The sequence below is a fragment of the Gordonia alkaliphila genome (assembly GCF_039542465.1).
GTDB lineage: Bacteria > Actinomycetota > Actinomycetes > Mycobacteriales > Mycobacteriaceae > Gordonia > Gordonia alkaliphila.
Genome location: NZ_BAABIE010000007.1, coordinates 166,651 through 191,581, shown reverse-complemented (window position 1 = coordinate 191,581; position 24,931 = coordinate 166,651). Strand labels below are relative to the sequence as shown.

The 24,931-nt window shown below is 69.4% G+C and carries 22 protein-coding genes and 1 riboswitch; of the genes, 11 read left to right on the top strand and 11 right to left on the bottom strand.

Translation table 11 applies throughout. The annotated features are described in order from the left end of the window. Positions 1–68 precede the first annotated feature (68 nt). The 3 genes from ABD989_RS09580 (at position 69) to nagB (ending at position 5,412) form a co-directional block, all read left to right on the top strand. On the top strand, positions 69–1,319 hold the full coding sequence (locus ABD989_RS09580) for an MFS transporter (RefSeq protein WP_246994789.1): 1,251 nt from the start codon (positions 69–71) through the stop codon (positions 1,317–1,319). A 15-nt stretch (positions 1,320–1,334) separates the two neighbouring features. Beyond that, positions 1,335–4,586, top strand: a complete 3,252-nt coding sequence (locus ABD989_RS09575) for an error-prone DNA polymerase (RefSeq protein WP_246994791.1) — start codon at positions 1,335–1,337, stop codon at positions 4,584–4,586. Between the two features lie 70 nt (positions 4,587–4,656). Beyond that, positions 4,657–5,412, top strand: coding sequence for a glucosamine-6-phosphate deaminase (gene nagB / locus ABD989_RS09570; protein WP_345313292.1), 756 nt, complete (start codon positions 4,657–4,659; stop codon positions 5,410–5,412). A 31-nt stretch (positions 5,413–5,443) separates the two neighbouring features. Here nagB and ABD989_RS09565 read toward each other — a convergent pair whose 3' ends face one another. Continuing rightward, positions 5,444–5,935: a tRNA (cytidine(34)-2'-O)-methyltransferase gene (locus tag ABD989_RS09565; RefSeq protein WP_345313291.1), complete on the bottom strand. Its 492-nt coding sequence runs from the start codon at positions 5,933–5,935 to the stop codon at positions 5,444–5,446. Positions 5,936–5,960: 25 nt separating this feature from the next. Further along, the gene (locus ABD989_RS09560) at positions 5,961–6,197 is read right to left on the bottom strand and encodes a YgaP-like transmembrane domain (protein ID WP_246994798.1); all 237 of its coding nucleotides are present in this window, start codon (positions 6,195–6,197) and stop codon (positions 5,961–5,963) included. 437 nt (positions 6,198–6,634) lie between these two features. Here ABD989_RS09560 and ABD989_RS09555 point away from each other — a divergent pair, with 437 nt between their 5' ends. The 4 genes from ABD989_RS09555 to ABD989_RS09540 all read left to right on the top strand — a co-directional run bounded on the left by ABD989_RS09555 (position 6,635) and on the right by ABD989_RS09540 (position 10,023). Further along, positions 6,635–8,011, top strand: coding sequence for an HNH endonuclease signature motif containing protein (locus ABD989_RS09555; RefSeq protein ID WP_246994800.1), 1,377 nt, complete (start codon positions 6,635–6,637; stop codon positions 8,009–8,011). Positions 8,012–8,276: 265 nt separating this feature from the next. Next, positions 8,277–8,756, top strand: coding sequence for a PASTA domain-containing protein (locus tag ABD989_RS09550; protein WP_246994802.1), 480 nt, complete (start codon positions 8,277–8,279; stop codon positions 8,754–8,756). A gap of 83 nt (positions 8,757–8,839) precedes the next feature. Beyond that, on the top strand, positions 8,840–9,703 hold the full coding sequence (locus ABD989_RS09545; RefSeq protein WP_345313290.1) for a bifunctional methylenetetrahydrofolate dehydrogenase/methenyltetrahydrofolate cyclohydrolase: 864 nt from the start codon (positions 8,840–8,842) through the stop codon (positions 9,701–9,703). Then, the gene (locus ABD989_RS09540; protein WP_246994805.1) at positions 9,700–10,023 is read left to right on the top strand and encodes a DUF3017 domain-containing protein; all 324 of its coding nucleotides are present in this window, start codon (positions 9,700–9,702) and stop codon (positions 10,021–10,023) included. The genes ABD989_RS09545 and ABD989_RS09540 overlap by 4 nt, the downstream gene beginning before the upstream one ends. Before the next feature lie 69 nt (positions 10,024–10,092). Here the strand turns inward: ABD989_RS09540 and ABD989_RS09535 are convergent, their stop codons facing one another. The 5 genes from ABD989_RS09535 to ABD989_RS09515 all read right to left on the bottom strand — a co-directional run bounded on the left by ABD989_RS09535 (position 10,093) and on the right by ABD989_RS09515 (position 15,599). Then, positions 10,093–11,538, bottom strand: coding sequence for an SDR family oxidoreductase (locus ABD989_RS09535; RefSeq protein ID WP_425556514.1), 1,446 nt, complete (start codon positions 11,536–11,538; stop codon positions 10,093–10,095). After that, entirely contained in the window at positions 11,456–11,887 is a 432-nt protein-coding gene (locus tag ABD989_RS09530; protein ID WP_345313289.1) for an SRPBCC family protein, read from the bottom strand. Before ABD989_RS09530 ends, ABD989_RS09535 begins: the two co-directional genes overlap by 83 nt. 61 nt (positions 11,888–11,948) lie before the next feature. Further along, positions 11,949–12,911 (bottom strand): SDR family NAD(P)-dependent oxidoreductase, encoded by a 963-nt coding sequence (locus ABD989_RS09525; RefSeq protein ID WP_345313288.1) that lies wholly within the window; start codon positions 12,909–12,911, stop codon positions 11,949–11,951. Between the two features lie 176 nt (positions 12,912–13,087). Next, positions 13,088–14,254 (bottom strand): homoserine O-acetyltransferase MetX, encoded by a 1,167-nt coding sequence (gene metX / locus ABD989_RS09520; protein ID WP_246994811.1) that lies wholly within the window; start codon positions 14,252–14,254, stop codon positions 13,088–13,090. A gap of 43 nt (positions 14,255–14,297) precedes the next feature. After that, a complete protein-coding gene (locus ABD989_RS09515) occupies positions 14,298–15,599 on the bottom strand; it encodes a bifunctional o-acetylhomoserine/o-acetylserine sulfhydrylase (protein WP_345313287.1) in 1,302 nt (433 codons plus the stop codon). A gap of 61 nt (positions 15,600–15,660) precedes the next feature. Next, positions 15,661–15,773, bottom strand: a riboswitch (SAM riboswitch). Positions 15,774–15,993: 220 nt separating this feature from the next. Here ABD989_RS09515 and ABD989_RS09510 point away from each other — a divergent pair. The 4 genes from ABD989_RS09510 to ABD989_RS09495 are packed head-to-tail and all read left to right on the top strand — an operon-like array spanning position 15,994 to position 20,554. Continuing rightward, positions 15,994–17,556 (top strand): cutinase family protein, encoded by a 1,563-nt coding sequence (locus tag ABD989_RS09510; protein ID WP_345313286.1) that lies wholly within the window; start codon positions 15,994–15,996, stop codon positions 17,554–17,556. A 43-nt stretch (positions 17,557–17,599) separates the two neighbouring features. Next, positions 17,600–18,433, top strand: coding sequence for an exodeoxyribonuclease III (locus tag ABD989_RS09505; RefSeq protein ID WP_345313312.1), 834 nt, complete (start codon positions 17,600–17,602; stop codon positions 18,431–18,433). Positions 18,434–18,455: 22 nt separating this feature from the next. Continuing rightward, positions 18,456–19,481: a tryptophan--tRNA ligase gene (gene trpS / locus ABD989_RS09500; RefSeq protein WP_345313285.1), complete on the top strand. Its 1,026-nt coding sequence runs from the start codon at positions 18,456–18,458 to the stop codon at positions 19,479–19,481. An 11-nt stretch (positions 19,482–19,492) separates the two neighbouring features. After that, positions 19,493–20,554, top strand: coding sequence for a YhjD/YihY/BrkB family envelope integrity protein (locus ABD989_RS09495; protein ID WP_345313284.1), 1,062 nt, complete (start codon positions 19,493–19,495; stop codon positions 20,552–20,554). A gap of 21 nt (positions 20,555–20,575) precedes the next feature. Here ABD989_RS09495 and ABD989_RS09490 read toward each other — a convergent pair whose 3' ends face one another. From ABD989_RS09490 to ABD989_RS09475, 4 genes are all read right to left on the bottom strand, one after another. Then, a complete protein-coding gene (locus ABD989_RS09490) occupies positions 20,576–21,853 on the bottom strand; it encodes a D-alanyl-D-alanine carboxypeptidase family protein (RefSeq protein WP_345313283.1) in 1,278 nt (425 codons plus the stop codon). Between the two features lie 93 nt (positions 21,854–21,946). Beyond that, entirely contained in the window at positions 21,947–22,720 is a 774-nt protein-coding gene (locus tag ABD989_RS09485; protein ID WP_246994823.1) for a succinate dehydrogenase iron-sulfur subunit, read from the bottom strand. Continuing rightward, positions 22,720–24,474 carry a succinate dehydrogenase flavoprotein subunit gene (sdhA, locus tag ABD989_RS09480; protein WP_345313282.1) on the bottom strand — a complete coding sequence of 585 codons (1,755 nt, stop codon included), beginning with the start codon at positions 24,472–24,474 and terminating at the stop codon, positions 22,720–22,722. Before sdhA ends, ABD989_RS09485 begins: the two co-directional genes overlap by 1 nt. Before the next feature lie 16 nt (positions 24,475–24,490). Next, positions 24,491–24,925, bottom strand: a complete 435-nt coding sequence (locus tag ABD989_RS09475; RefSeq protein WP_246994827.1) for a succinate dehydrogenase hydrophobic membrane anchor subunit — start codon at positions 24,923–24,925, stop codon at positions 24,491–24,493. Between the last annotated feature and the right edge of the window lie 6 nt (positions 24,926–24,931).

Genomic DNA, 24,931 nt, shown 5'->3' with positions numbered 1-24,931 from the left:
AACAGGTTCTCACACATGGGCGGTCAGATGACCGTTAGAAACGAAATCATTTCAGTTAGGTTCACTGCATGCACAACCTGTCGACTCTCGAGGCCGCGTGGAAGCACCGATCGCGGCGCAGCGTCGGCGCGGTGATCACCGTCGCCGGCGCCTACCTGCTGATCATGGCCGGGACGACGCTGCCGACGCCGCTGTACCCGATTTACCGCGAGGAGTTCGGCTTCTCGGTCTTCATCGTGACGGTGATCTTCGCAACCTACGTGCTCGGTGTGCTGGTGGCGCTGTTCGGCGTGGGCCGCTGGTCCGACGTCTTCGGCCGGAAACCGATGCTGGTGGCCGCCCTGGGCTCCGCGCTGATCTCCACAGTGCTGTTCCTGGTGGCCGACGACCTGGCGGTCCTGCTGATCGCCCGCTTCTTCGCCGGGCTGTCGTCGGGCATCTTCGTCGGCACGGCGACCGTCCACATGGTGGAGTTGGCGCCGGAGAAGTGGAAGCCGTCGAGTGCCTCCTTCCTGGCCACCGCGGTGAACGTCTTCGGGCTGGGTGTGGGGCCGCTCTTCGGCGGTCTGGTGGTGCAGTTCATCGACTTCGAGCCGTTGCGCACGGTGTTCTGGATCCTGCTGGGTCTGCAGGTACTCGCGGTGCTGGCGATCCTGACGGTGCCGGAGACGGTGACCCGCGAGAAGCCGCTGCGGATCCCGAAGTTCCATCGGTTGACGGTGCCAGTCGCGGCGCGCCCCGCCTTCCGTCGCGCGGTGCTGCCCGGCGTGGTGGGCTTCGCGATGCTGGGCCTGTACGGCGCGGTGGCGCCCAGCCTGCTGAGCGACCCGATGGGCATCGATTCGGTGGCGATCCAGGGTGCCGCGGTCTTCGCGGTGTTCGCCGGGTCGGCGGTGATGCAGCTGGCCACCGGCGCGGTGCCCGAGCGCACGCTGATCCTCATCGGCTGCCTCCTGCTGCTGATCGGCTGCGCGAGCATCTCGGCGGCGATCCTGGGGAACTCGGCGGCGGGCTTCATCATCGCCGGCGTGGTGGGCGGCGCGGGCCAGGGCGCGACGATGTCCAAGGGTGTCGCGCAGGTCGCCACGGCCGCGCCCGCCGATGAGCGTGCCGCCACCACGTCGACCCTGTTCTTCTGCTTCTACCTGGGCCTGGCCTTCCCGGCGATCGGGATCGGTGCGGCCGCCCTGGAGTGGGGCCTGCCGCATACGACGGAGGTCTTCGGGCTGCTCTGCGCGGCCGGGGCCGCGGCGGCGCTGGCCGTCAACTACTTCGGTACGCGGGAGCCTCGTCACCCGATGGCATCTGTCGAACAGTAGTTCTAAAATGGGTCCGTGGGATGGGGTAACGGGCCGCCGAGCTGGGCGGAGATGGAGCGGGTGCTGTCCGGGCGCGCGCCGCTCGCCGCGCCGGGGCATCCGCCGGGCGACGGCGGGGATTCGCCCGCCTGGTCGCGCAAGCGCGGTGAGTTCGTCGCCGACGACGTCGAACCCGCCCCGTCACGGCTGCGCTATGCCGAGCTGCACGCGCACAGCGCCTACAGCTTCCTCGACGGCGCCTGCCTGCCCGAGGAGATGGTCGCCGAGGCCCGCCGCCTGGACCTGACGGGTCTGGCGCTGACCGACCACGACGGCTTCTACGGGGTGGTGCGGTTCGCCGAGGCCGCCCGCGAGTACGGGCTACCGACGGTCTTCGGCGCGGAACTGTCGCTGGAACCGGACTCCGCGCGGGCCGGCGCGGTGGATCCGCCGGGCGACCATCTCCTGGTGCTGGCCCGCGACGCCGAGGGCTATCGCCGACTCTCGCGGGTGATCGCCGACGCGCACATGAGCGGCGGCCGCAAGGGGCTGCTGCGCTACGACGCCGACGCGATCACCGCGGCCGCGGCCGGGCACTGGACCGTGCTCACCGGCTGCCGCAAGGGCGCGGTGCGTCGAGCATTGGCGTCCGGCGGCGCCGCCGAGGCACGAAAAGCGTTGGGGCAGTTGGTAGACCGCTTCTCCCGCGAGTCCGTGGTGGTGGAACTGACCGCCACCGGAACCGGCGACGACGACGAACGCAACGCCGTGCTCGCGCGGTTGGCCGCCGAGTTCGGGCTGACCACCGTCGCGACCACCGGGGCGCACTTCTCCGGTCCGCCGCGTCGTCGACTGGCGACGGCGGTGGCCGCGGTACGGGCGCGCACCGACATGGCGACCATCGGCGCGCACCTGCCGGGGCTCGGCGGCGCGCACCTGCGCAGCGGCGACGAGATGGCGCTGCTGCTGCCCGCACACCTGGACGCCATCGAGAACGCCGCCGGACTGGCCGCCGACTGCGCCTTCTCGCTGGGCCTGATCGCCCCCAAGCTGCCGCCGTTCGACGTCCCGGACGGCCACACCGAGGCCACCTGGCTGCGCGCACTCACCGAACGGGGCGCGGCGGACCGGTACGGCACCCGCGCGCAGCGCCCGGACGCCTACCGGCAGATCGACTACGAGCTGGACATCATCGAGCAGCTGACCTTCCCGGGCTACTTCCTGGTGGTGCACGACATCGTGAGCTTCTGCAAGAACAACGACATCCTGTGCCAGGGGCGGGGGAGCGCCGCCAACTCGGCGGTCTGCTTCGCGCTCGGCATCACCAACGTCGACCCGGTGGGCGCCGGGCTGCTGTTCGAGCGGTTCCTGTCGCCGGCGCGCGACGGTCCGCCGGACATCGACGTCGACATCGAGTCCGACCGCCGCGAGGAGGCGATCCAGTACGTCTACGCCCGGCACGGTCGGGCGTACAGCGCGCAGGTGGCCAACGTGATCACCTACCGCGGTCGGTCGGCGGTGCGCGACATGGCGCGGGCGCTGGGTTACGACCCCGGTCAGCAGGATGCGTGGAGCAAGACGCCCGACTCGGCGCCCGACGACGTGCGCGCCATGGCCGCCGAGATCTCTTCGCTACCAAGGCATCTGGGCATCCACTCGGGCGGCATGGTGATCTGCGACCGGCCGATCGCCGACGTCTGCCCCACCGAGTGGGCGCGGATGGAAGGCCGCAGCGTGCTGCAGTGGGACAAGGACGACTGCGCCGCCATCGGCCTGGTGAAGTTCGACCTGCTGGGCCTGGGCATGCTGTCGGCGCTGCACTACGCGATCGATCTGGTGGCCGCGCACAAGGGCATCGAGGTCGACTTGGCGCGCCTGGATCTGTCCGAGACCGCCGTCTACGACATGCTGTGCCGCGCCGACACCGTCGGCGTCTTCCAGGTGGAGTCGCGCGCCCAGATGGCGACGCTGCCGCGACTGAAGCCGCGCAACTTCTACGACCTGGTGGTGGAGGTGGCGCTGATCCGGCCCGGCCCCATCCAGGGCGGCTCAGTGCACCCGTACATCCGACGACGCAACGGACAGGAGGCGCCCAGCGTGGAGCATCCGTCCATGCACAAGGCGCTCGACCGCACGCTGGGGATCCCGCTGTTCCAGGAACAGCTGATGCAGTTGGCGGTCGACGTCGCCGGTTTCGGTCCGGCCGAAGCCGATCAGCTGCGGCGCGCGATGGGCTCCAAGCGGTCCCCGGAGAAGATGGAGCGCCTGCGCGTGCGCTTCTACGAGGGCATGGAACGGGTCAACCAGATCACCGGTCCCACGGCCGATCGGATCTACGAGAAGCTGGCCGCGTTCGCCAATTTCGGCTTCCCGGAAAGCCATTCGCAGAGTTTCGCCTCGCTGGTGTTCTATTCGGCGTGGTTCAAGCTGCACCATCCGGCGGCATTCTGTGCGGCGCTGCTGCGGGCGCAGCCGATGGGCTTCTACTCGCCGCAGTCGTTGGTGGCCGACGCGCGCCGGCACGGCGTGACGGTGCATCGACCCGACGTGAATTGCTCTGTGGCACATGCGGAATTGGAGAATCGGGGGCTCGACGTCCGGATCGGACTGGCCGCGGTGCGCGGGCTCGGCGACGCGGCGGCGGAGCGGATCGTCGACGATCGGGTGGCGCGCGGGCCGTACGAGAGCATCGCCGACCTGTCGCGGCGGACGGAATTGACTGCGGCACAACTGGAGTCGTTGGCCACCGCGGGGGCGTTCGAGTCGCTGGGGTTGGATCGTCGAGCTGCCCTGTGGGAGGCCGGGGCGGCCGCGGGCCTGCGTGAAGAGCAGTTGCCGGTGGTCTCGCCGCGGTCGGCGCCCACCCTGCCCGGCATGTCCGACGTGGAACTGGCGGCCGTGGACGCCCTGTCGACGGGGATCACGCCGCACAGCTATCCGACGCAGTATCTGCGGCCGCGGCTGGACGCGATGGGGGTGACCCCGGCCGACCGCCTGCTGGCGGTGCCCGACGGCACGCGCGTCACCGTCGGCGGCGCGGTGACTCATCGGCAGCGGCCGGCCACCGCGGCCGGCGTCACCTTCCTCAATCTCGAGGACGAGACGGGGATGGTGAACGTGGTGTGCTCGGTGGGGCTGTGGACGCGCTACCGGACGCTGGCGCAGACCGCGTCGGCGCTGCTGGTGCGCGGGAAGGTGCAGAACGCCGAGGGGGCGGTCACCGTTGTCGCCGATCGGCTTGCGCACTTGGATCTGCGGGTCGGCACCCGATCGCGGGACTGGCAATAGCGCTGTCGGCACCGGGCGATACTGTGCAGACGAACTTCTCGAACAGGACGAGTGGAAAGCAGGTAGGCGCATGGAGGTCGTGATCACCGATCACCCGGAGCTGGTGGTGGCCGACGCGGTCGCCGAGGCGGTCACCGGCGGTGCCACGACCCTGGGCTTGGCGACCGGCTCGTCACCGCTGCCGACCTACCGGGAGCTGATCCGGCGGCATCGCGACGAGGGACTGTCGTTCGCGGGGGTCACCGCGGTGCTGCTCGACGAGTACGTGGGCCTGCCAGCCGACCACCCGGAGTCGTACACGCGGTTCATCCACGACAACTTCACCGGGCACATCGACATCGGCGACGTCCACCTGCCCGACACCATGGCCGCCGACCCGCGGGCCGCCGCGCGCGACTACGACGAGCTCATCGGACGGGTCGGCCCGGTGGACGTGCAGATCCTCGGCATCGGCAGCAACGGGCACATCGGTTTCAACGAGCCGTCGTCGTCGCTCACCTCGCGGACCCGCCTCAAGACGCTCGCCCACAAGACGCGCATGGACAACGCGCGGTTCTTCGACTCGCTCGACGATGTGCCGCGGCACGCCATCACGCAGGGGCTGGGCACCATCACCGACGCACGACGGCTCGTGCTCGTGGCCACGGGGGAGGGCAAGGCCGCCGCGATCGCCGCGGCCGTCGAGGGTCCGCTGTCGGCGTCGTGCCCGGCGTCGATCTTGCAGTGGCACGCGCACGCCACAGTGGTGGTGGATCGTGCCGCGGCCATCAAGCTGCGCGACGTCGAGTACTACCTCAACGCCTACGAGAACAAGCTCGCGCCCTGACTCAGGGAGCCCTGGCCCAGGGCGCCCTGACTCAGACGGCGCCGGCGAAGCCCTGCTGGCGCCACGCCTCGTAGAGGGCGACGCTGGTCGCGTTGGCCAGGTTCATGGAACGACGGCCCGCGAGCATCGGAATGCGGAGCTGCGCGGTGATCAGCGGGTGGTTCAGCACCTCGTCGGGCAGCCCGGTGGGTTCCGGGCCGAACAGCAGTACGTCGCCGGGCTGGTACTGCACCTCGGTGAAGAACGTGTCGGCGTGCGCGGTGAAGGCGAAGACGCGCTGGGGTTGCATGGTGGCCCACGCGGTTTCCAGGTCCGGGTGGACCGTCACGTTCGCCATCTCGTGGTAGTCGAGCCCGGCCCGACGGACCTGCTGATCGGTCATCGTGAACCCCAGCGGTTCGATGAGGTGCAGCTCCGCGCCGGTATTGGCCGCGATGCGGATCGCGTTGCCGGTGTTGGGCGGGATGCACGGCTGGTAGTAGACGATCTTCAGCTGGAACTCGGGCTCGGGCACGCTTCCCATTATCGCGCCTTGCGGCGCGCGGGGATCAGCGGGTGCAGACGGCGTAGCGGCCGAGTCCGACTTTCTCCATGATCAGCGAGGCGGGGCACCAGCCGGCGTACGCGTAGAACCCGAGGTTCAGCGCGATGAAGCCGGTGAAGAACAGCCACCACGGGCCGAGGGTGGCCACCAGGGCGATGCTGATGAAGAGCATGAGGGACGCCAGTGCGGGGACCATGCGGTCGACGGTGAGCGTGGAGTTCTTGTAGCGCGAGATCGACATGGTGGCTCCTTGGGTTCGTGTCGGTTCGTGGCCCTTCGAGGGGCGTTGCGCTCCACTGTATACCCCAGGGGGTATGAAATCCAGGCGCGACGACCCCGGTGGAGGGTGATCACCGGCGTCCGCGGGGGGCGCCTTGGTCATAGTGGCCACGGCGGGCCGTGGGTGGCAGTCATGCGACTGAATGGCGCCGGGGAGTGTCGGCGGCCGGGCGTAAATTTGGCGAAAGTCCTCTGTTTTACCCGGTAGGGGGCTTTCGGAAAATTGCTCGAAAAAAGTTTCGACGAACTGTTGTGCTAATCGAATATGAGGCGTAGCTTGGAGTTAGACGATGCGGATACCTCTGCCCGTCTATCGAATCGAGTGGCTGTGCGACCGACCGTGGCGCAGCTCGACCGGTTCACCGCTGGACCCGTTCTCCTACCCGGAGGTGCTCCAAAGTGGACGCAGCAGGCCTGACCGAACTCGCCGACTTCCTGGTCGACGATGTGACCGACAACGACGACAGCGTCGACAATCTGGCGCGCTTCTTGGCGCGGGTTCGCGCGGTGGACGACGACCGGGAACTGCTCGCGATAGCCGCAGCGGTGCTGCGGTTGCGCAACGTCGTCGATTACTCGGTGGCTGCGGTGTGCGCGGCGATCGAACGGAGCGGGCTGCCGGCGCGGAAGCATGTGCGATCCGCTGCGGCGATCATGACCGAACTGGGCGCGGCCCCGGCTGTGGCCCATCGTGCGGTCCGGGTCGGGTGGGCGATCGCGGATGAGGGCCTGCGGGCGGTGACGCGCGGGATTCGGGATGGCGCGGTGTCGGCGGAGAAGGGCGATGCCGTGGTGACCGGTGTGGGCCATGTGGAAGGCCGGGTGGACCTCTCCGAGGAGGATCGTGCGCGAGTGGTGCATTCGCTGATGGTGCAGACCACGCCTGCCCGGGTGAAGGAGAAGGCGCGCGCGTGGGCGATCAAGCTCGCGCCGGTCGAGGTCGCGGACGGGCAGGTGCCGGTCGCTGAGCGCGATGACCTGAACGAGATGACGATGGACCGCACCGACGACGGACGCGTCGCGGTGACCATCGACCTGGACACCGTGGCCGCGGAAGAACTGTTCGCGGCGCTGGATCCGCTGACCCGGCCGGTGCCGGAACCGGACGGCTCGCACGACAAGCGCTCCGCCAAGCGGCGGCGCGCGGATGCGATGACCCAGGTGGTGCGGACTTATCTCGCGCACTCGGAGCGCCCGGAGTCCGGGGGAGTGCTGCCGCACGTCACGCTGTCTGTGCCGGCGGCCGTGGTGATGAACGGGCAGGTGCTCGATTCCGTTGCGGGACAGACGATTGCGATTCCGTTCGCCGACAGCGACACCCCGGTGCCGTGGCTCGGCTTCGGCGGGCCGGTCTCGGCGCGCACCGCGGAACTGATCATGTGCGAGGCTTCCGTGGCGGTGGCGCTGATGGACGAGCACGGCGTGCCGCTGAGCGTGGGCCGGGAGAAGCGCCTGTTCACCCCGGCGATACGGAAGGCGCTCGTGCTGCGCGACCGCGGCTGCGCGTTCCCCGGGTGCGGTGCGCCGCCGTCGTGGTGCGACGGTCACCACGTCGAGCATTGGGAGCATGGCGGGCAGACGTGCCTCGACAACGGCGTCTTGCTCTGCCGACGCCACCACATGCTGATTCACCACGGTGGGTGGGAAGTGTTCATCGGGCACGACCGCCACCCCTGGTTCGTGCCACCGGCCGATCCGGACCACCCGCAGCGGTTCCGGGAACCGATTCCATCGAACGCGCGGCGCACGCTGACGTTGTTGCCGGGTGCGGCCTGACTCCGCACCTGCGACGCCTGTTTCACGATCTGAAGTCTCTCAGTAGTCCCAAGCACCTTGTGTGCGAATGATTCTCGCCGCGGCGGCGAGACCTAGAACTACCTGTATGCAGTGTCGGGAGCGGGTCCCGGCGCGATGTGTTGTTTGAGAATTCCATTGTGTGAACGACATCCCTCGGCCCTTCCTCAGGCTCCGGGGGCGATGGACGCTGCCCGGAGCCGGTCGGGGGTCGGGGGATGTCGCACGGCGCTGGTAGAACTGGACCATGCGTTGGTCAGGAATGCGCGCGGGGGCGCTGGTCGTCGGGGTGTGCGGAGTGCTGGCGGTCAGCGGGTGCGGATCGTCGTCGGAGCAGCCGGCGACGACGGTCACCGTGACCGAGTCGGTAAGCCGCGCTGCGTCGTCGACCGTCCCGACCGTGAAGGACTCCGACGACACCGGCGGGGCCGCATCGTCGAGCAGTGCCGCGCCCAAGTCGGCGGCCAATGACGCCCAGGGACAACAGAACTCGGCCAAGGGCAAGATGCCCGACGTGGTCTGCATGGACCTGCAGTCGGCGCAGAACAAGATCCAGGAGAACGGCGTCTACTTCTCGCGCAGCGAGGACGCCACCGGGCAGGCCCGCGAGCAGATGTGGGATCGGAACTGGGTGGTCGTCGCGCAGCGTCCCGCGGCCGGCGAGCCGATCGGGGAGGGCGACGCGGTCCTCTCGGTGGTCAAGAAGGGCGAGCCGAACCCCTGCTGATCCGGCCCGCTGATCCGTCCCGCGTCACCTTCCGCGCATGCCGCAATGGGGAATCGGCGCGGTAAATGGAACAATAGGAAATCGTGACGGCGATTCGACTGGACGGCAAGACCACCCGCGACGAGATCTTCACCGACCTCTCCCAACGCGTTGAAGCACTGCGTGCGGCGGGCATCACGCCCGGCCTCGGCACCATCCTGGTGGGCGACGATCCGGGCTCGCATTCGTACGTCAAGGGCAAGCACGCCGACTGCGCGAAGGTCGGCGTCGCGTCGATCCGCCGTGACCTGCCGGCCGACGCGACCACCGAAGAGCTCAACGCGGCGATCGACGAGCTGAACGCCGACCCGGCGTGCACCGGCTACATCGTGCAGCTGCCGCTGCCCAAGCACCTCGACGAGAACGCCGCGCTCGAGCGGATCGCTCCGGAGAAGGACGCCGACGGCCTGCACCCGATCAACCTCGGTCGCCTGGTGATCGGTCGCGACTCCACCCTGCCGTGCACGCCGCGCGGCGTGGTGCACCTGCTCCGTCGCTACAACATCGAGCTCGACGGCGCGCACGTCGTCGTGGTGGGCCGCGGCATCACCATCGGCCGTCCGATCGGCCTGCTGCTGACGCGCCGCAGCGAGAACGCGACCGTGACGCTGTGCCACACCGGCACCCGCGATCTGGCCGCCGAAGTGCGCCGCGCCGACATCGTCATCGCCGCCGCCGGCGTCGCGCACCTGATCACCGCCGACATGGTGAAGCCGGGTGCGGCCGTGATCGACGTCGGCGTGAGCCGCGGACCCGACGGGCTCCTCGGCGACGTGGCCCCGGACGTCTGGGACGTCGCGGGCGCCGTCTCCCCGAACCCGGGCGGTGTGGGTCCGCTGACCCGCGCCTTCCTGCTGGTCAACGTCGTGGAGCGCGCCGAAGCCGACTTGGCGGCCCGCTCGCAGTGACCGCCTACGAGGTCGACTCCCTGCGCCGTGCGCGGCTGTGGCGACGCGTGGTGCGGCAGATTCCGTTCTTCGCGGTCCTGGCCGTGGTCGGGGTAGCCGCGATCCTGGTGCTGTTCGACCGGTGGCGCCGTGGCAGCGTGGCCTTCGGCGCCGCGCTGCTTCTCGGTGCCCTGCTGCGCACCTTGGTGCCCACCGACAAGGTGGGCCTGCTGCAGGTACGCAGCCGACCGTTCGACATCGGCGCTCTCGCGTCGATGGGCCTGCTCGTGATCTGGCTGGCCACCTCCATCGACTCCCTCGGCACCGGCGACCAGCTGTAACTGCCGAACGGCACGCAGCTGCCGCCGCACCATCTGCGGCGGCGCCCGTTCTCTGGACTCACGCCCGGGTCAGCGGTCCGCGGCGCCGGCGATGTTGGCGATCATGCCGGTGAAGATGATGCCGTGGAACGGCACCAGGGCGTACCAGTAGAGCTGGCCGGCGAGCCCCTTCGGAAAGAAGATGGCCCGCTGACGCAGCAGCGTCGTGCCGTCGGGGCGCGGTTCCAATTCCCACTGCAGCCACGCGCCGCCCGGGGTCCGCATCTCCGCGCGCAACCGCAGCAGCCGGGGCCGCTCGATGCGTTCGACCCGCCAGAAGTCCAGGGCCTCGCCGGTGTACAACACGTGCGGGTCGCGGCGCCCCCGCGCCAACCCCACCCCGCCGGTGAGCCGGTCCAGCCAGCCCCGCACCGTCCACGCCAGCGGGAACGAGTACCACCCGTGTTCGCCACCGATGCCCTCGACCACCTGCCACACTCGCTCGATCGGGGCGTCGCAGACCAGGGAGCGGTCGTCGGTGTGCACCACGTCGCCGGCCCAGGACGGGTCCGACGGCAGGGGATCGGCCGGAGCGGCGGTCGGTGAGGCGTTGGCCCACGTGGTCTCCACCTCGCCGTTCTCGATGCGCGCCAGCGCCAGCGCCACGGCTTCCCGGTAGCCGGTGGTACCGCCCTCCGGCGGAGAGATGACGTCGTCGATGTCGTGTTCGGTGACGATGGCCTCGGTGCGCAGGGACTCGATCAGGGCCCGCCCCAGCGACGGCGGTATCGGCGTCACCAACCCGATCCACAGCCCGGCCAGCGTCGGCGTCAGGACCGGGAGCACCAGGATCCGGCGGCGGAGCAGCCCCGCCACGTCGGCGTACACCTGCAGCATCTCGCCGTACCGCAGCACATCGGGCCCGCCGATGTCGAAAGTCCGACTGCGCGGCAGCGGCGCCGTGGCCGCCGCCACCAGATAGTGGAGTACGTCGCGGATCGCGATCGGCTGGATGCGGTTATTCACCCACCGCGGAGTGGTCATCACCGGCAGACGGTCGGCCAAGTGACGGATCATCTCGAACGACGCCGACCCCGAACCGATCACCACGCCGGCCTGCAACACCAGGGCGGGTATCCCGGAATCGATCAGGATCTGGCCCACCTGCTGCCGCGACCTCAGGTGCGTCGACAGATGCCCGGTGGCCGGGTGCAGGCCGCCGAGGTAGACGATGCGGCCGACCCCGGCTCGCCGCGCGGCGGCCGCCAGGTTCTTAGCGCCGCGCTGTTCCGCGTCGGCGAAGTCGCCGCCGCCGGCCATCGAGTGGACCAGGTAGTAGACCACATCGACGTCCCGGCAAGCGGCCTCGAGGGAGGCCGGGTCGTTCAGGTCCCCGCGCATCACCTCCACGTCCGCGGCCCACGGCACATCGCGAGGTGGGTGGGTCGACAGGTCAGAGGCGGGCCAGTTCGCGACCCATGCTGTGCGCCCCCTTGTCGAGCAGGCGGCGCACGCCCAGTCGCAGCAGCGGCTCAGCCCAGCGCAGGCTGCCCTGGAAGTCGAACTGGACGCGGTAGGTCACCAGCGAGCCGCCCCCGTGCGGGGACACCGTGATGGTGTCGTGGGCGATCAGGGCGTGATTCTCGCCCCGAAGCCGGATCGAGGTGCCGGGGACCAGGTCGATCACCTCGTAGGTCACGTCGCTGGTGCGCCCCAGGAATTCCGAGGTGTTGGCATAGCGGGTACCCACCCCGCCGTCACCTTCGACGCGGACCGTGCGGACGGTGCCGGGGTCCCACTGTTCGGTGGTGCGGAAGTCGGCGAGGTAATCGAAGACCGCTGCCGGCGGTGCCATGGTGGTCACTTCACGCTGCATGTCGATCATGGGAGAGTCCTTTCGGTCGGCCGATTCTCGGCATCGATGACGGTGGTGTCGGTGCGTCGGCCTACCGGGCGAGCCCGGCGGCGACGGCGCAATGTCGCCACACTCGGTGCAGTGCGGCGTCGTCGTATCGGGTGCCGCGCCGGTAGTGACTGGGGCGCGGGCGGCGGTCGTGCCAGAACAGGCCCGACGGGGGAGTTGGCTCGGTAGCCGACAGCCAGACAGCGGTGTCGGCGGCCTGCTCGGCGGTGCGCAGCAGCGGCCGGGTCAGACGCCGGAAGCCGGGCAGTGCGTCGGCCAGGCCGGGGGTGTCGGCCCACCCGGGATGCATGGCCGCGACCGTCACGCCGCTGCTAGCCCAACGCTGGGCCAGCAGCGGGGTGAGCGCCACCTGGATGCGTTTGCTGCGCGCGTAGGCGGCGGCGCCCCGGTACTCGCCCGAGCGGTACTCCACGTCGCCGTCGGGCAGCGGCTGGGCGTACATGCCGCCCGACGACATCAGCACCACCCTCGGATCCGGGGACGCGGCCAGCGCGGGAAGCAGCAGTTCGGTGAGCAGGATCGGGCCCAGCACATGAGTGGTCAACGACAGTTCGTGCCCGTCCGGGCCCTCGGTGCGCTCCGCGGGGAGCACCCCGGCGTTGTGGATGACCAGGTCCAGCCGGACGTGCCGGTCGATCAAAGAGTCGGCGAACCGGCGCACCGCGGCGAGATCGGCGACGTCGCACTGCTCCACCACCAGGTCCGCGTCCGGCAGTTGCGCCAGTACATCCCGGCGGGCCGCCTCGCCGCGTTCGTGGTCGCGGACCGTCATCAGCACGGTCGCGCCCAACTCCGCCAGACCCGCGGCGATCGCCTTGCCGATGCCCGAATTGGCGCCGGTGACCAGGGCGGTGCGACCGAGAAGGGCACCGGGAGCCGGATCGTCGTCTGGCCAACAGCGTCGGCGGGCGGCGAAGCCGAACCGGGAGTAGCCCGGTGCGACCGTGCGGTCCAGCACCGCGTCGAAGGCGGCGGCGGCCGTCATCGGGTCGACGCCTCACGTGCGGGCCATGCGTCGGCATCTGCCATGGGGGTGCTCCGTTCGTCGACAGGACGGGTACCCCAGGGATTCGGTGCTGACACCGCGCCGGATGGGTCGCGGCAGCCGCGGCGTCCGGCGGGAACCGGAACGCCCGGCCGGACAGGCCTGGCCGGGAGCGGTCAGGCGCGGGTGTCGTCGCGCCGGCGCCGCGCCAGTTCCAGGGTGCGAGCCAGCAACTCGCCGACCGGCTCGCGTTCGGTGAGGAAGCCGTCGTGGCCAGCGCTGGAGTGCACCACCTGCAGGCCGTCGACGCAGTTGCCCAGCTCCGCGGCGAGCTCGGCCTGCTGGTAGAGCGGGTACAGCCGGTCGGAGTCGATGCCGACGACGATGGTCGGCACCGGGCAGGCGTTGAGCGCGGCGGTCACTCCGCCGCGGCCACGTCCGACATCGTGGCTGTTGAGCACGTCGGTGAGGGCCACATAGCTGCCCGGATCGAAGCGCTGCTTCAGCTTGTCGGCCTGATGCTCCAGGTAGCTGGCGATGGCGTAGCGGCCTTCGAGCAGCGGCTCCTCGTCGCCCTGCGGCTTGTTCTCGAACCGCTCGTCGAGTTCACCGTCGCTGCGGTAGCAGAGGTGCGCGATCCGGCGGGCGATGCCCATGCCGGTCATCGGTGCGCGGCCGGTGCCGTAGTAGTCGCCGCCCTGCCAGTCGGGGTCGGCGGTGATGGCGGCGATCTGCGTGGTCTGGGTGCCGATCTGGTCGGCGGAGGCGCGGGCGCCCACTGCGAGGACCAGGCCGGAGTCGCACCGCTCGGGATGGGTGACGAGCCATTCCAGGGCGCGCGCTCCGCCCATGGAGCCGCCGGTGACCGCGGCGAACCGCGTGATGCCCAACGACTCGAAGGCCTTGGCTTCGGCGGCGACGAGGTCACGCACCGTCAGGCGCGGGAAACGGGCGCCCCACGGCTTGCCGTCCGGCGCGATGCTGCCCGGACCGGTGGACCCGAAGCAGCCGCCGATCGCATTCGGTGCGACGACGCACCATTCGTCGGTGTCGACCACGAGACCCGGGCCCACGAGACCGTCCCACCAGCCGACCATCGAGAAGCGGTCGTCGGGCGGGCCGGTCACGTGGGAATTACCGGTCAGGGCGTGCAGCGCGAGGATGATGTTGTCCCGCCGAGCGTTGGGGGTGCCCCACCGCTGGAAGTTGACCGTCACATCCTCGAGCCGCCGCCCCGACTCCAACGCGAGGTCGCCGATCGAGACGTCGATCGACGCCCCGTCCGGACCACTGGTCCAGTCGGGGTCGCTGATCGTCGCTGTCGCGTCGATACTCACCGACACTGTTCAGATTCCGTCCGACGGGCGATTCACGGTTACTTCGGTCCTAGCCCTTCGCGGCTGCGAAGCCCTTGTCGAGATCGGCGAGGATGTCGTCGATGTTCTCGATGCCGACAGCGAGGCGGATCAGGCCCGGGCTGATGCCGGCGGCGGCGAGCTCGTCGTCGCTCAGCTGGCTGTGCGTGGTGGTGGCGGGCTGGATCACCAGGGAGCGGACGTCACCGATGTTGGCGACGTGGCTGTGCAGTTCCAGCGAGTCGACGAACTTGCGGCCCGGCTCCTTGCCGCCGACGATCTCGAAGCCGAGCACCGCGCCCTGGCCCTTCGGCATGAGCTTCTGGCCGAGCTCGTAGTACGGCGACGACTCCAGGCCGGCGTAGGTGACCGACTCGACCTGCGGGTGCGCCTCCAGGTAGGCGGCCACCTTCTGCGCGTTGGCGACGTGGCGCTCCACGCGCAGGCTCAGGGTCTCGATGCCCTGGGACAGCAGGAAGGCGTTGAACGGCGAGATGGCCGAACCGGTGTCGCGCAGCAGCTGCACGCGCGCCTTGAGGGCATAGGCCGGGGCGCCGAGGTCGGCGTAGACCACGCCGCCGTAGCTGGGGTCGGGCTGGGTGAAGCCGGGGAAGAGGCTCTCACCGTCGCGCTCGACGCGCCAGTCGAAGGTGCCGCCGTCGATGATGACGCCGCCGATGGAGGTGCCGTGGCCGCCGATGTACTTGGTAGCCGAGTGCACGACGATGTCGGCGCCGTGGTCCAACGGGTTGAACAGGTACGGCGTGGCGACGGTGTTGTCGACGATGAACGGCAGCCCGGCCTCGTGGGCCACCTTGCCGATCGCCTCGACGTCGAGGATCTGGTTGTGCGGGTTGGCGATCGACTCACCGAAGACGGCGCGGGTGTTCGGCTGGATCGCGGCGCGCCACGACTCCGGATCGTCCGGGTTCTCGACGAACGACACCTGGATACCGAACTTCGGCAGGGTGTGCGCGAACAGGTTGTAGGTGCCGCCGTAGATACGGGGGCTGGAGACGACGTGGCCGCCGTTCTCCACGATGTTCTGGATCGCATAGGTGGTGGCGGCCTGGCCCGAGGCCAGCAGCAGCGCGGCGACGCCGCCGCCGAGGGCGGCCAGACGCTGCTCCACCGCGTCCTGCGTCGGGTTCATGATGCGCGTGTAGATGTTGCCCGGCTCGGCCAGGGCGAACAGGTTCGCGGCGTGGTCGGTGTCGTCGAAGACGAACGAGGTGGTCTGGAAGATCGGCAAGGCCCGTGCCTTGGTGTCGCCGACGGTCTGGCCGGCGTGCACCTGAAGGGTCTCGAAGCTCCACTGGTTGGCGTCAGACATAGACGTCAGATCACTTTCTATCGGTCGGCCGGGCACTGCCCGGTGAGGGGTCCGCCCCTCGGACCCGCGCTTGTCGTCACGTCGAGTGACGACCAGGTCATCACCCGGAGCACCCCACCGCGGTTGGAGGGTTGCCGTTCAGCGAGCCGGGGCTTGGCGCTGACACTCATGACCTGCGCCTCAGGATATAGCACCACCGACGCGAGCCGGTAACACCAGGGAGGGGCGTGAACTTAACTCTTCGCAGGTCGCGGCACTGTGGTACGAGCGGCGCGCAGGTGACCGCCGTCCGGGGCATTCCTCCGAACGGAGGATAGCCGTCGGACCGGCGGTGACGGACGCTGGAGGCGAGGAGCGTTCGGCTCCATTTCCGCTGGGCAGGGGGCGATCCATCATGAACGCACGACCGATGCGGTCGCTGACGCGACGCGGCACCGCGGTAGTCGCTGCGGTCGCGGTTCTGGGCGCCGGAGCGCTGCCCGCGGTGGCCGGAGCCGACCCGGTCGACTGCGGCGGCGGGGCGTTGATCGCCGTCGCCGGTACCAACGATGTGGGCGCCAACCATCTCATCGGGGTGAAACAGCGGTACACCGGCAAGATGGCCAACGGGACCGTGAATCCCCACAGCCCGTACCGGGGTGACAACGCCTACCGCGTGATCGCGCCGACCTATCCCACCGAGCTGTGGCCGGTCGGCACCGTCGCCTACGACGACGACGTGCGGCGCGGCACCGTGGCCACCGCCCAGGCGATCGCGGAGTACCAGGCCGAATGCCCGGGTAAACCGGTCGTCGTGGCCGGCTACTCGCAGGGCGCGCGTGTGGCGGGCGATGTGCTCAACGCGGTCGGGACGTCGACCTCCACCAAGACCGTCGACGGCGTGACGTACCGCGAAGTGGTCGGCCCGGACGGCGAGTCGTACTGGATCAGCGCCGACGGCCTGACCGGGGAGCTGTACTCCGATCCCCGGCGGGACGGGCCGGAGAGCGGACGCGGCATCGAGCAGACGCTGCTCGGCGTGCTCCCCGGACTCACGATGAGCGGCGCGCGCGCGGGTGGTTTCGGCGACGTCCCGGTGACCAGCTTCTGCGTCGAAGGGGATCCGATCTGCGATCTGCCCGACCCGCTGCACGATCCGATCGGAGCGATCGACGGCCTGGTCGGCTACTTCACCAAGCACGGCTACTACCCGTGGCGGATGTGGCGCCCAGTGACCGACAGCGGGACCTGGCAGTGTGCGGCCGACCCGGCCGTCGTGCAGGCCGGGGCCGGCGTCGGCTACGTGGAGTGCATGATCCCGGCCGGATCGGCGATCAGCGGAGTCCGCCGGGACGCGGTGAACCAGGTGCGCGCAGCCCTCGGTCTGCCGCCGCGCGACGTGATCGACGTCCTCAGCCTGCGGCCGAATCTGAACGGGATCTTCCCGCACGCCAACCTGTCCGACCTCCAGTGGTTGGTGACGCCGGTGTTCACGCTGCTGCCCGAACTGCCGAACCTGGGCTACGGCGGCTACCTGCCCAGCGTGCTCCTGTTCCAGGACCTGCTGAACGGCGTGCGCGATCTGAACCTGCCCGCGGTGTTGCAGAGCCTGCAGGGCATCGCGGGCAGCGTGGTGTCGATCGCGGCCATGCCGCTGCGGTTCGTGGAGCACTGGGTGGGTGAGGCGGTCGAGCTGGTGCGCGACGGAAGCTCGTCCACCACCGGCACCGAGACACTGCGGTTCGCCTCGGACGCGCCGACCGCGGCGTCGGAGGCGCCGACGCCGCTCATGGAGCCGGCCCCGGCGACGATCGATCCGCCTGTCGTGACGCCGCAGGTCGAAGCCCCGGCAGTCGAAGCCCCGGCAGTCGAAGCTCCGTCCGTCGAAACCCCGGCAGTGGAAGCACCAGGAGTGGAAGCGCCAGCAGGGGAAGTGCCGTCGGAGGACGAGGCTCCGCTCGACGAGATCACGGCGTGACCGCGCAGGGCGGCTAAGGTGCTGGGCTGTGAGCAGCGCATCGATGACCGTCGCCAGTGTCAACGTCAACGGTGTTCGGGCCGCCGTGAAGCAGCGGAACGAACACAACCTCGGCATGCTCCCGTGGCTCACCGCCGCCGCCCCGGACGTGGTGCTGCTGCAGGAGATCCGGGCGTCGGAGAAGATCGCGCGGACCGCGCTCGCCCCGGCCCTGGACGCGGGCTGGCACCTGGCGATGACCGAGTCGTCGGTCGCCGGCCGGTCGGGCGTGGGCGTGCTGTCGCGGACCGAGCCGACCGCGGTGCGGATCGGCTACGGCAGCGACGAGTTCGACACCCTCGGCCGCTACCTCGAGGCCGACTTCGGCACCGGCGCCGACGCGATCACCGTGGCCAGCGTCTACGTGCCGTCGGGGGCCGCGCGCACCGAGAACCCGAAGGACGTCGAGAAGCACGACGAGAAGGTGCGCTTCCTGGACTCCTTCGGCCCCTACCTGGACGACCTGCTCGCCGCCGGCGGCAACGTCGTCGTGGCCGGGGACTGGAACATCGCGCCGGACGAGCGGGACATCAAGAACTGGAAGGGCAACCTGAAGAACGCCGGCTTCCTCCCGCACGAGCGCGAGTGGGTCGCCAAGCGGATGGCCTCCGGCTGGGTCGACGTGGCCCGGGAGCACCACGGCGACGTCGCCGGTCCGTACGCGTGGTGGTCGTGGCGCGGCAAGGCCTTCGACAACGACGCCGGCTGGCGCATCGACTACCACCTCGCGAGCCCGACGCTGGCCGCCCGGACCGAGCAGGTGTGGGTGGATCGGGCGGACGCCTACGACTTGCGCTGGTCCGATCACGCACCGGTGACCGCCCGCTTCGCGCGCTGAACCGTTTGAAACAATGAGGGTCATGACCACTCCCACCCCGCGCCCGCGCCGCGTCCTGTCCGGAATCCAGCCGACCAGCGACTCGTTTCACCTCGGTAACTACCTGGGCGCGCTACGACAGTGGGTGGCGCTGCAGGACGACTTCGACGAGGCGTTCTACTTCATCCCGGACATGCACGCGATCACGATGCCGCAGGATCCCGCGCAGCTGCGCGAGCGGACCCTGCGCAGCGTGGCCCAGCTGCTGGCGATCGGTGTGGACCCGCAGCGGTCGACGATCTACGTCCAGTCGCAGATCCCGGAGATCGCGCAGCTGACCTGGGTGCTGCAGTGCCTCACCGGTTTCGGCGAGGCCAGCCGCATGACGCAGTTCAAGGACAAGTCGGCCAAGGGCGGCCTCGAGTCGGCCAGCGTCGGCCTGTTCACCTACCCGATCCTGCAGGCCGCCGACATCGTCGCCTTCGACGTCGACGAGGTGCCGGTCGGCGAGGATCAGCGTCAGCACCTTGAGCTGACCCGCGACCTCGCGCAGCGGTTCAACTCCCGCTACGGCGAGACCTTCGTGGTCCCCAAGGCGCGCATCGTCAGCGAGTACGCGAAGATCTACGACCTGCAGAATCCGACCGCCAAGATGAGTAAGTCGGCCGAGTCCGACGCGGGTCTGATCAACCTGCTCGACGACCCGAAGCGCTCGGCCAAGAAGATCCGCTCGGCGGTCACCGACAGCGGCAGTGAGATCCGCTTCGACCGCGAGGAGAAGCCGGGCGTCTCCAACCTGCTGACCATCCAGGCCGCGCTCACCGGTACGAGCGTCGACGCTCTGGTCGAGGGCTACGTGGGCAAGCAGTACGGCCACCTCAAGGTGGACACCGCCGAGGCCCTCACCGAGTTCGTGACGCCGCTGCGCGGGCGGGTGGAGGAACTGCTCGACGACCGCGACGCGCTGACTGAGGTGCTCGCCGACGGCGCCGCCAAGGCTCGCGCCACCGCGGCCAAGACCCTCGGCGATGTGTACGAGAAGATCGGCTTCGCGCCCGCGACACGGTAGCGTCGGCTTCGATGGGAGCAATCGTCGACCGGATCAAAGCACTCGTGGCCCGAGCCGTCGCGCTCTTCGAAACGCTGAAGACGCGCTGGCCGTGGCTCGGGCACCTCCTGGCGACGCTCACCCGCTACGGTGAGCGCCGGGGCAGCACCTATGCCGCGGCCATCGCCTTCAGCGGGATCCTCGCGCTGGTCCCCATCCTGATGGTGAGCTTCTCGATCGCCGGTTTCGTGCTGGCCAGTCGGCCCGACGTCGTCGAGACCCTGGTGCGCGAAGTGGTCGACGCGATGCCGGGCCAGTTGGGCGAGACGGTCGGCGACATCATCACCTCGGCCATCGACTCGCGCGGCACGGTCGGTCTGATCGGCTTGGTCAGCGCCGCCCTCACCGGCATCGGCTGGATGGGGCTGGTGCGCACCGGCATCACCGACATGTGGGGCGGCCGCAAGAGCACCAACGCGATCCTGGCGAAGGTCAAGGACCTGGGCATGTTCGTGGTCCTCGGTCTGGTCTTCGTCCTCACCATCGCGCTGACGGTCATCGCCACCGGGCCGATCGCCCTGAAGGTGACCGAGTGGCTGGGCCTGGGCGATGTCAGCGAACTGCTCAAGCTGGGCTCCCAGCTGATCGCAGTGCTGGGCACCTGGGGGCTGTTCATCGTGGTGCTGGCCCGACTGCCGCGCCACCGACTCCCGGTCCGCGTGGTCCTCTGGCCGGCCCTGGCCACCGCGCTGATCTTCACCGCACTCAAAACGCTCGGCGGCCTGTACCTGCAGTCGGTGCTGAACAGCCCGGCGGGCGTGGCCTTCGGTCCGATCCTGGGCATGCTGGCCTTCGCCTTCCTGGCCTCGCAGATCGTGCTGTACGCGTCCGCCTGGATCGCGGCGAACCCGCGCAACGAGCGGTACCAACTGGTGGACTACACGCACGAGGACGATGAGGCCGAGCGCGAACCGGTGGTCCTGGCACCGGTGTACGAGCAGACGGAGGCGCCCACGGCCCGCGCCCTGCTGACCGCGGCCGGGATCGGCGCGGCCGCCGCGGGCCTGTACGGCTGGCTCCGCCGGGACCGCTGAGCTTCTACCGCTCAGCGGGGCTCAGCGTCGTCGACGATGACGTCGCACGGCCAGCACCACCAGCGAGGCCGCGGTCAACGTCAGCACGCCCACCAGGATCAGCTGCAGCGGGCCCATCGCGGCCGCATCGGTGCCGGAGCCGGCCCACGCGGGCTGGTCTTCACCGGACGTCTTCTCGACGCCGGTGTCCAGGCTGCCCACCGCGATCGACGGGTCGGCGGCGAAGCCGTAGTCGAGCATGCGGACCGCCTGATCGTGGTAGCTGTTGTCGCCCTCGGTGAGCCCGAACATCTGCACGATCAGCAGCTTCCGGCCGTCCTTCTCGACGGCGCCGACGAACGTCTTGAGGGCGTCGTCGGTGTAGCCGGTCTTGCCGCCGAGGACGGTCATGCCGGGTACGCCGTCGCGCAGCAGGGTGTTGGAGGTGCCCATCAGGTAGGCGGGATGGTCCTCGTCGCCGGGGACGTCCTTGCGGGCCGGGTAGCCGGGGAACTGGTACGACGACAGGCCGATCATGGCGGCGAACTCGTCGTTCTCCATGCCGGCGCGGAAGATCACCGCCAGGTCGTAGGGTGAGGTGGACATGCCGGCCGCGTCGAGACCGGACGGGCTCGCCGCCCGCGTGTCCAGTGCGCCGAGAGCCTTGGCTTTGGCGTTCATCTTGGCCAGCGTCTCGTCGTAGCCGCCGAGTTCACGGGCCAGCATGTTGGCGCAGTCGTTGCCGGACACCACCAGCAGGCCGGTGACGATGTCGCGGGTGGTGTACTGCCCGCCGGGTCCGACGCCGCAGGCATCGCCTTCCATCGACCAGTCGTTGGCGGTCGCTTCGATCGGCGTGTTCAGGTCCAGTTCTTCGAGTGCCACCAGGGCGAGCAGCACCTTGATGGTCGACGCCGGGCGGTAGCGCCCGTGCGGATCCCGCGCGGCGATCACCGCGCCCGTGTCCAGATCGGCGATCAGCCAGCCCTGCGAGGTGAGATCCGCCGGGGTGGGTCCGGCGGCCGGGTCGGCGACGATCCCGCACTCGCCCAGGCGCTCGCCGCCGACGGGCGGGTCGGGCACGGGCAGGGGAGTGGGGGTGGTCGCCCCGGGCGCGACGGTCTCCGAATCGTCGACCGCCGGCGGGGTGTGGATCTCGTGCGGGCATTCCGGGGGCACGGTGCCGGTGGGCAGCAGGACCGTCGGGGTGGGCGCCGAGCCGGGATCGGCCGACGCCGCAGCGGGAATCAGCGCGCCGCTGACGGCGAGGACGGCGGTGAGTACGACGGGCAGGAACCGGGAGAGTGATGAGGAGCGCATTGCGGGAAATTGTACCGATCGGTGCGCCAGGCGACGACAACGAAGCCCCCGGTCAGCGGACCGGGGGCTTCGTCGGGGCTGCAGAGTGGACTGTCAGCGCGAGAACATCAGGGCGCGCTTGACCTCTTGGATCGCCTGCGTCACCTGAATGCCACGCGGGCATGCGTCGGTGCAGTTGAAGGTGGTGCGGCAGCGCCACACACCGTCGGCGTCGTTCAGGATGTCCAGACGCTCGATGGTGCCTTCGTCACGGCTGTCGAAGATGAAGCGGTGTGCGTTTACGATCGCGGCCGGGCCGTAGTAGCTGCCCTCGGTCCAGAACACGGGGCAGCTGGTGGTGCAGCACGCGCACAGGATGCACTTGGTGGTGTCATCGAAGCGGGCGCGGTCGGCCTGGCTCTGGATGTACTCGCGGCTGGGCTCGTTGCCGCTGGTGATCAGGAACGGCTTCACGGCGCGGAACGCGTCGAAGAAGGGCTCCATGTCGACCACGAGATCCTTCTCCACCGGGAGACCCTTGATGGGTTCGATGGTGATGGTGATCTCTTTGCTGGTGTCCTTGGGCAGCAGGTCCTTCATCAGGAGCTTGCAGGCCAGGCGGTTGACGCCGTTGATCCGCATGGCATCGCTGCCGCAGATGCCGTGCGCGCAGCTGCGACGGAAGGTCAGGGTGCCGTCCAGGTAGCCCTTCACGTAGAGCAGCAGCGACAGCAGGCGGTCCGAGGGGAGCGCCGGGACGCGGAAGCTCTCGAAGCCCTGCGCGTCCGGGTTCTCCGGGTTGAAACGGTAGATCTTCAGCGTCACCATCGTCGCTTCCGGCGGCACCGGAGGCAGGTTGGTGGCGTTGTTTTCGACGGTGACAGTCATCAGTACTTCCGCTCCATCGGCTTGTAACGGGTCTGAACGACGGGCTTGTAATCGAGCTCGATGTCCGAGATCAGTCCGTCGCCCTTCTTGTAGGCCATCGTGTGGACCATGAAGTTCTCGTCGTCGCGGTTCGGGTAGTCCTCGCGGGCGTGGCCGCCGCGGGTCTCCTTGCGGTTGATCGCACCGACGACGGTCACCTCGGCCAGCTCGAGCAGGAAGCCCAACTCGATGGCCTCGAGGAGGTCCGAGTTGAAACGCTTGCCCTTGTCGCTGACCGAGACGTGCGCGTAGCGCTCTTTGAGGGCGCGCACGTCGGTGAGCGCCCGGTTCAGGGTCTCCTCGGTGCGGAACACGGCGGCGTTGTCGTTCATGGTCTGCTGCAGCTCGGTGCGGATGGTCATGACGTTCTCGTGACCGTGGTCGCTGAGCATCTGCGCGACCCACTCCTCGACGCGCGCGGAGGGGTTCTCCTCGAGTTCGGTGAACTCGGCGGCGTTGGCGTATTCGGCGGCGGCGATACCGGCGCGACGACCGAAGACGTTGATGTCCAGCAGCGAGTTGGTTCCCAGGCGGTTGGCGCCGTGCACCGAGACGCACGCGCACTCGCCTGCGGCGTACAGGCCGTGGACCACCTGGGTGTTGTTCGCGAGCACCTGACCGTTGATGTTGGTCGGGATGCCGCCCATCACGTAGTGGCAGGTCGGGTACACCGGGACCAGCTCGGTGACCGGGTCGACGCCCAGGTAGGTGCGCGAGAACTCCATGATGTCGGGGAGCTTGGCCATCAGGGTCTCTTCCGGGATGTGCGTGACATCCAGGAGGACGTAGTCCTTGTTCGGGCCGGCGCCGCGGCCTTCGAGGACCTCGAGGACCATCGAACGGGCGACGATGTCGCGCGGGGCGAGGTCCTTGATGGTGGGGGCGTAGCGCTCCATGAAGCGCTCGCCGTCCGCGTTGCGGAGGATACCGCCCTCACCGCGGACGCCCTCGGTGATGAGGATGCCCAGGCCGGCCAGGCCGGTCGGGTGGAACTGGTGGAACTCCATGTCCTCCAGCGGCAGGCCCTTGCGGAAGATGATGCCCATGCCGTCACCGGTGAGGGTGTGCGCGTTGGAGGTCACCTTGTACATGCGGCCGCTGCCGCCGGTGGCGAAGATGATCGACTTCGCGTGGAAGACGTGGATCTCGCCGGTGGCCAGCTCGTAGGCGACGACGCCGTTGGCGACGGGCTCGCCGTTCTCGTCGGTCGTCATGTTCACGTCGAGCGCGTAGAACTCGTTGTAGAACTCGACGTCGTGCTTGACGCAGTTCTGGTACAGCGTCTGCAGGATCATGTGGCCGGTGCGGTCGGCGGCGTAGCAGGCGCGACGCACCGGAGCCTTGCCGTGATCGCGGGTGTGGCCACCGAAGCGACGCTGGTCGATGCGGCCTTCCGGGGTGCGGTTGAACGGCAGACCCATCTTCTCCAGGTCGAGCACCGCGTCGATGGCCTCCTTGGCCATCAGCTCAGCGGCGTCCTGGTCGACGATGTAGTCGCCGCCCTTGACCGTGTCGAAGGTGTGCCATTCCCAGTTGTCTTCCTCGACGTTCGCGAGGGCGGCGCACATACCGCCCTGCGCCGCGCCGGTGTGGCTGCGCGTCGGGTAGAGCTTGGTCAGTACCGCGGTGCGGGCGCGCGGAGCGGCCTCGATGGCCGCGCGCATCCCGGCGCCGCCGGCGCCGACGATGACGACGTCATACCGATGTTCCTGCATGAGTTTCTAGTTCTCCTTAGGAGCCGGAGCCGAAGGTGAGGATCGCGTAGGTGCCGAGGACGAGCACCAGGATCCCGGAGATCGCCAGGAGGGCGTTGAGCCAGAAGCGAGTGCGGTCGTTGCGCGAGTAGTCGGAGATGACGGTGCGCAGACCGTTGGCGCCGTGCAGCTGCGCGAGCCACAGCATGGTCAGGTCCCAGACCTGCCAGAAGGGCTCGCGCCAGCGCGCGGCGACGAAGGAGGCGTCGATGCGGTGCACGCCGTCGTCCCAGGCCAGCATGATGAAGACGTGGCCGAGGGCCAGGATCACCAGGAGCATGCCGGAGAAGCGCATGAACAGCCATGCCCACTTCTCGAAGTTGGTGCGGCTCTGCGCGCGCGGTGCGCGCGGTGCGTCCAGGCTGGCCGGCCGGTCGTAATCGGTCGCGATGGTTTTGGCTTCGATAGTCATTACTCT

Coding starts and splice junctions, on each gene's coding strand:
- ABD989_RS09580 (WP_246994789.1), top strand. CDS start 69: ATGCACAACCTGTCGACTCTCGAGGCCGCGTGGAAGCACCGATCGCGG.
- nagB (WP_345313292.1), top strand. CDS start 4,657: ATGGAGGTCGTGATCACCGATCACCCGGAGCTGGTGGTGGCCGACGCG.
- ABD989_RS09565 (WP_345313291.1), bottom strand. CDS start 5,935: ATGGGAAGCGTGCCCGAGCCCGAGTTCCAGCTGAAGATCGTCTACTAC.
- ABD989_RS09560 (WP_246994798.1), bottom strand. CDS start 6,197: ATGTCGATCTCGCGCTACAAGAACTCCACGCTCACCGTCGACCGCATG.
- ABD989_RS09550 (WP_246994802.1), top strand. CDS start 8,277: ATGCGTTGGTCAGGAATGCGCGCGGGGGCGCTGGTCGTCGGGGTGTGC.
- ABD989_RS09530 (WP_345313289.1), bottom strand. CDS start 11,887: ATGATCGACATGCAGCGTGAAGTGACCACCATGGCACCGCCGGCAGCG.
- ABD989_RS09525 (WP_345313288.1), bottom strand. CDS start 12,911: ATGACGGCCGCCGCCGCCTTCGACGCGGTGCTGGACCGCACGGTCGCA.
- ABD989_RS09515 (WP_345313287.1), bottom strand. CDS start 15,599: ATGTCTGACGCCAACCAGTGGAGCTTCGAGACCCTTCAGGTGCACGCC.
- ABD989_RS09510 (WP_345313286.1), top strand. CDS start 15,994: ATGAACGCACGACCGATGCGGTCGCTGACGCGACGCGGCACCGCGGTA.
- ABD989_RS09505 (WP_345313312.1), top strand. CDS start 17,600: ATGACCGTCGCCAGTGTCAACGTCAACGGTGTTCGGGCCGCCGTGAAG.
- trpS (WP_345313285.1), top strand. CDS start 18,456: ATGACCACTCCCACCCCGCGCCCGCGCCGCGTCCTGTCCGGAATCCAG.
- ABD989_RS09495 (WP_345313284.1), top strand. CDS start 19,493: ATGGGAGCAATCGTCGACCGGATCAAAGCACTCGTGGCCCGAGCCGTC.
- ABD989_RS09490 (WP_345313283.1), bottom strand. CDS start 21,853: ATGCGCTCCTCATCACTCTCCCGGTTCCTGCCCGTCGTACTCACCGCC.
- ABD989_RS09485 (WP_246994823.1), bottom strand. CDS start 22,720: ATGACTGTCACCGTCGAAAACAACGCCACCAACCTGCCTCCGGTGCCG.
- sdhA (WP_345313282.1), bottom strand. CDS start 24,474: ATGCAGGAACATCGGTATGACGTCGTCATCGTCGGCGCCGGCGGCGCC.
- ABD989_RS09475 (WP_246994827.1), bottom strand. CDS start 24,925: ATGACTATCGAAGCCAAAACCATCGCGACCGATTACGACCGGCCGGCC.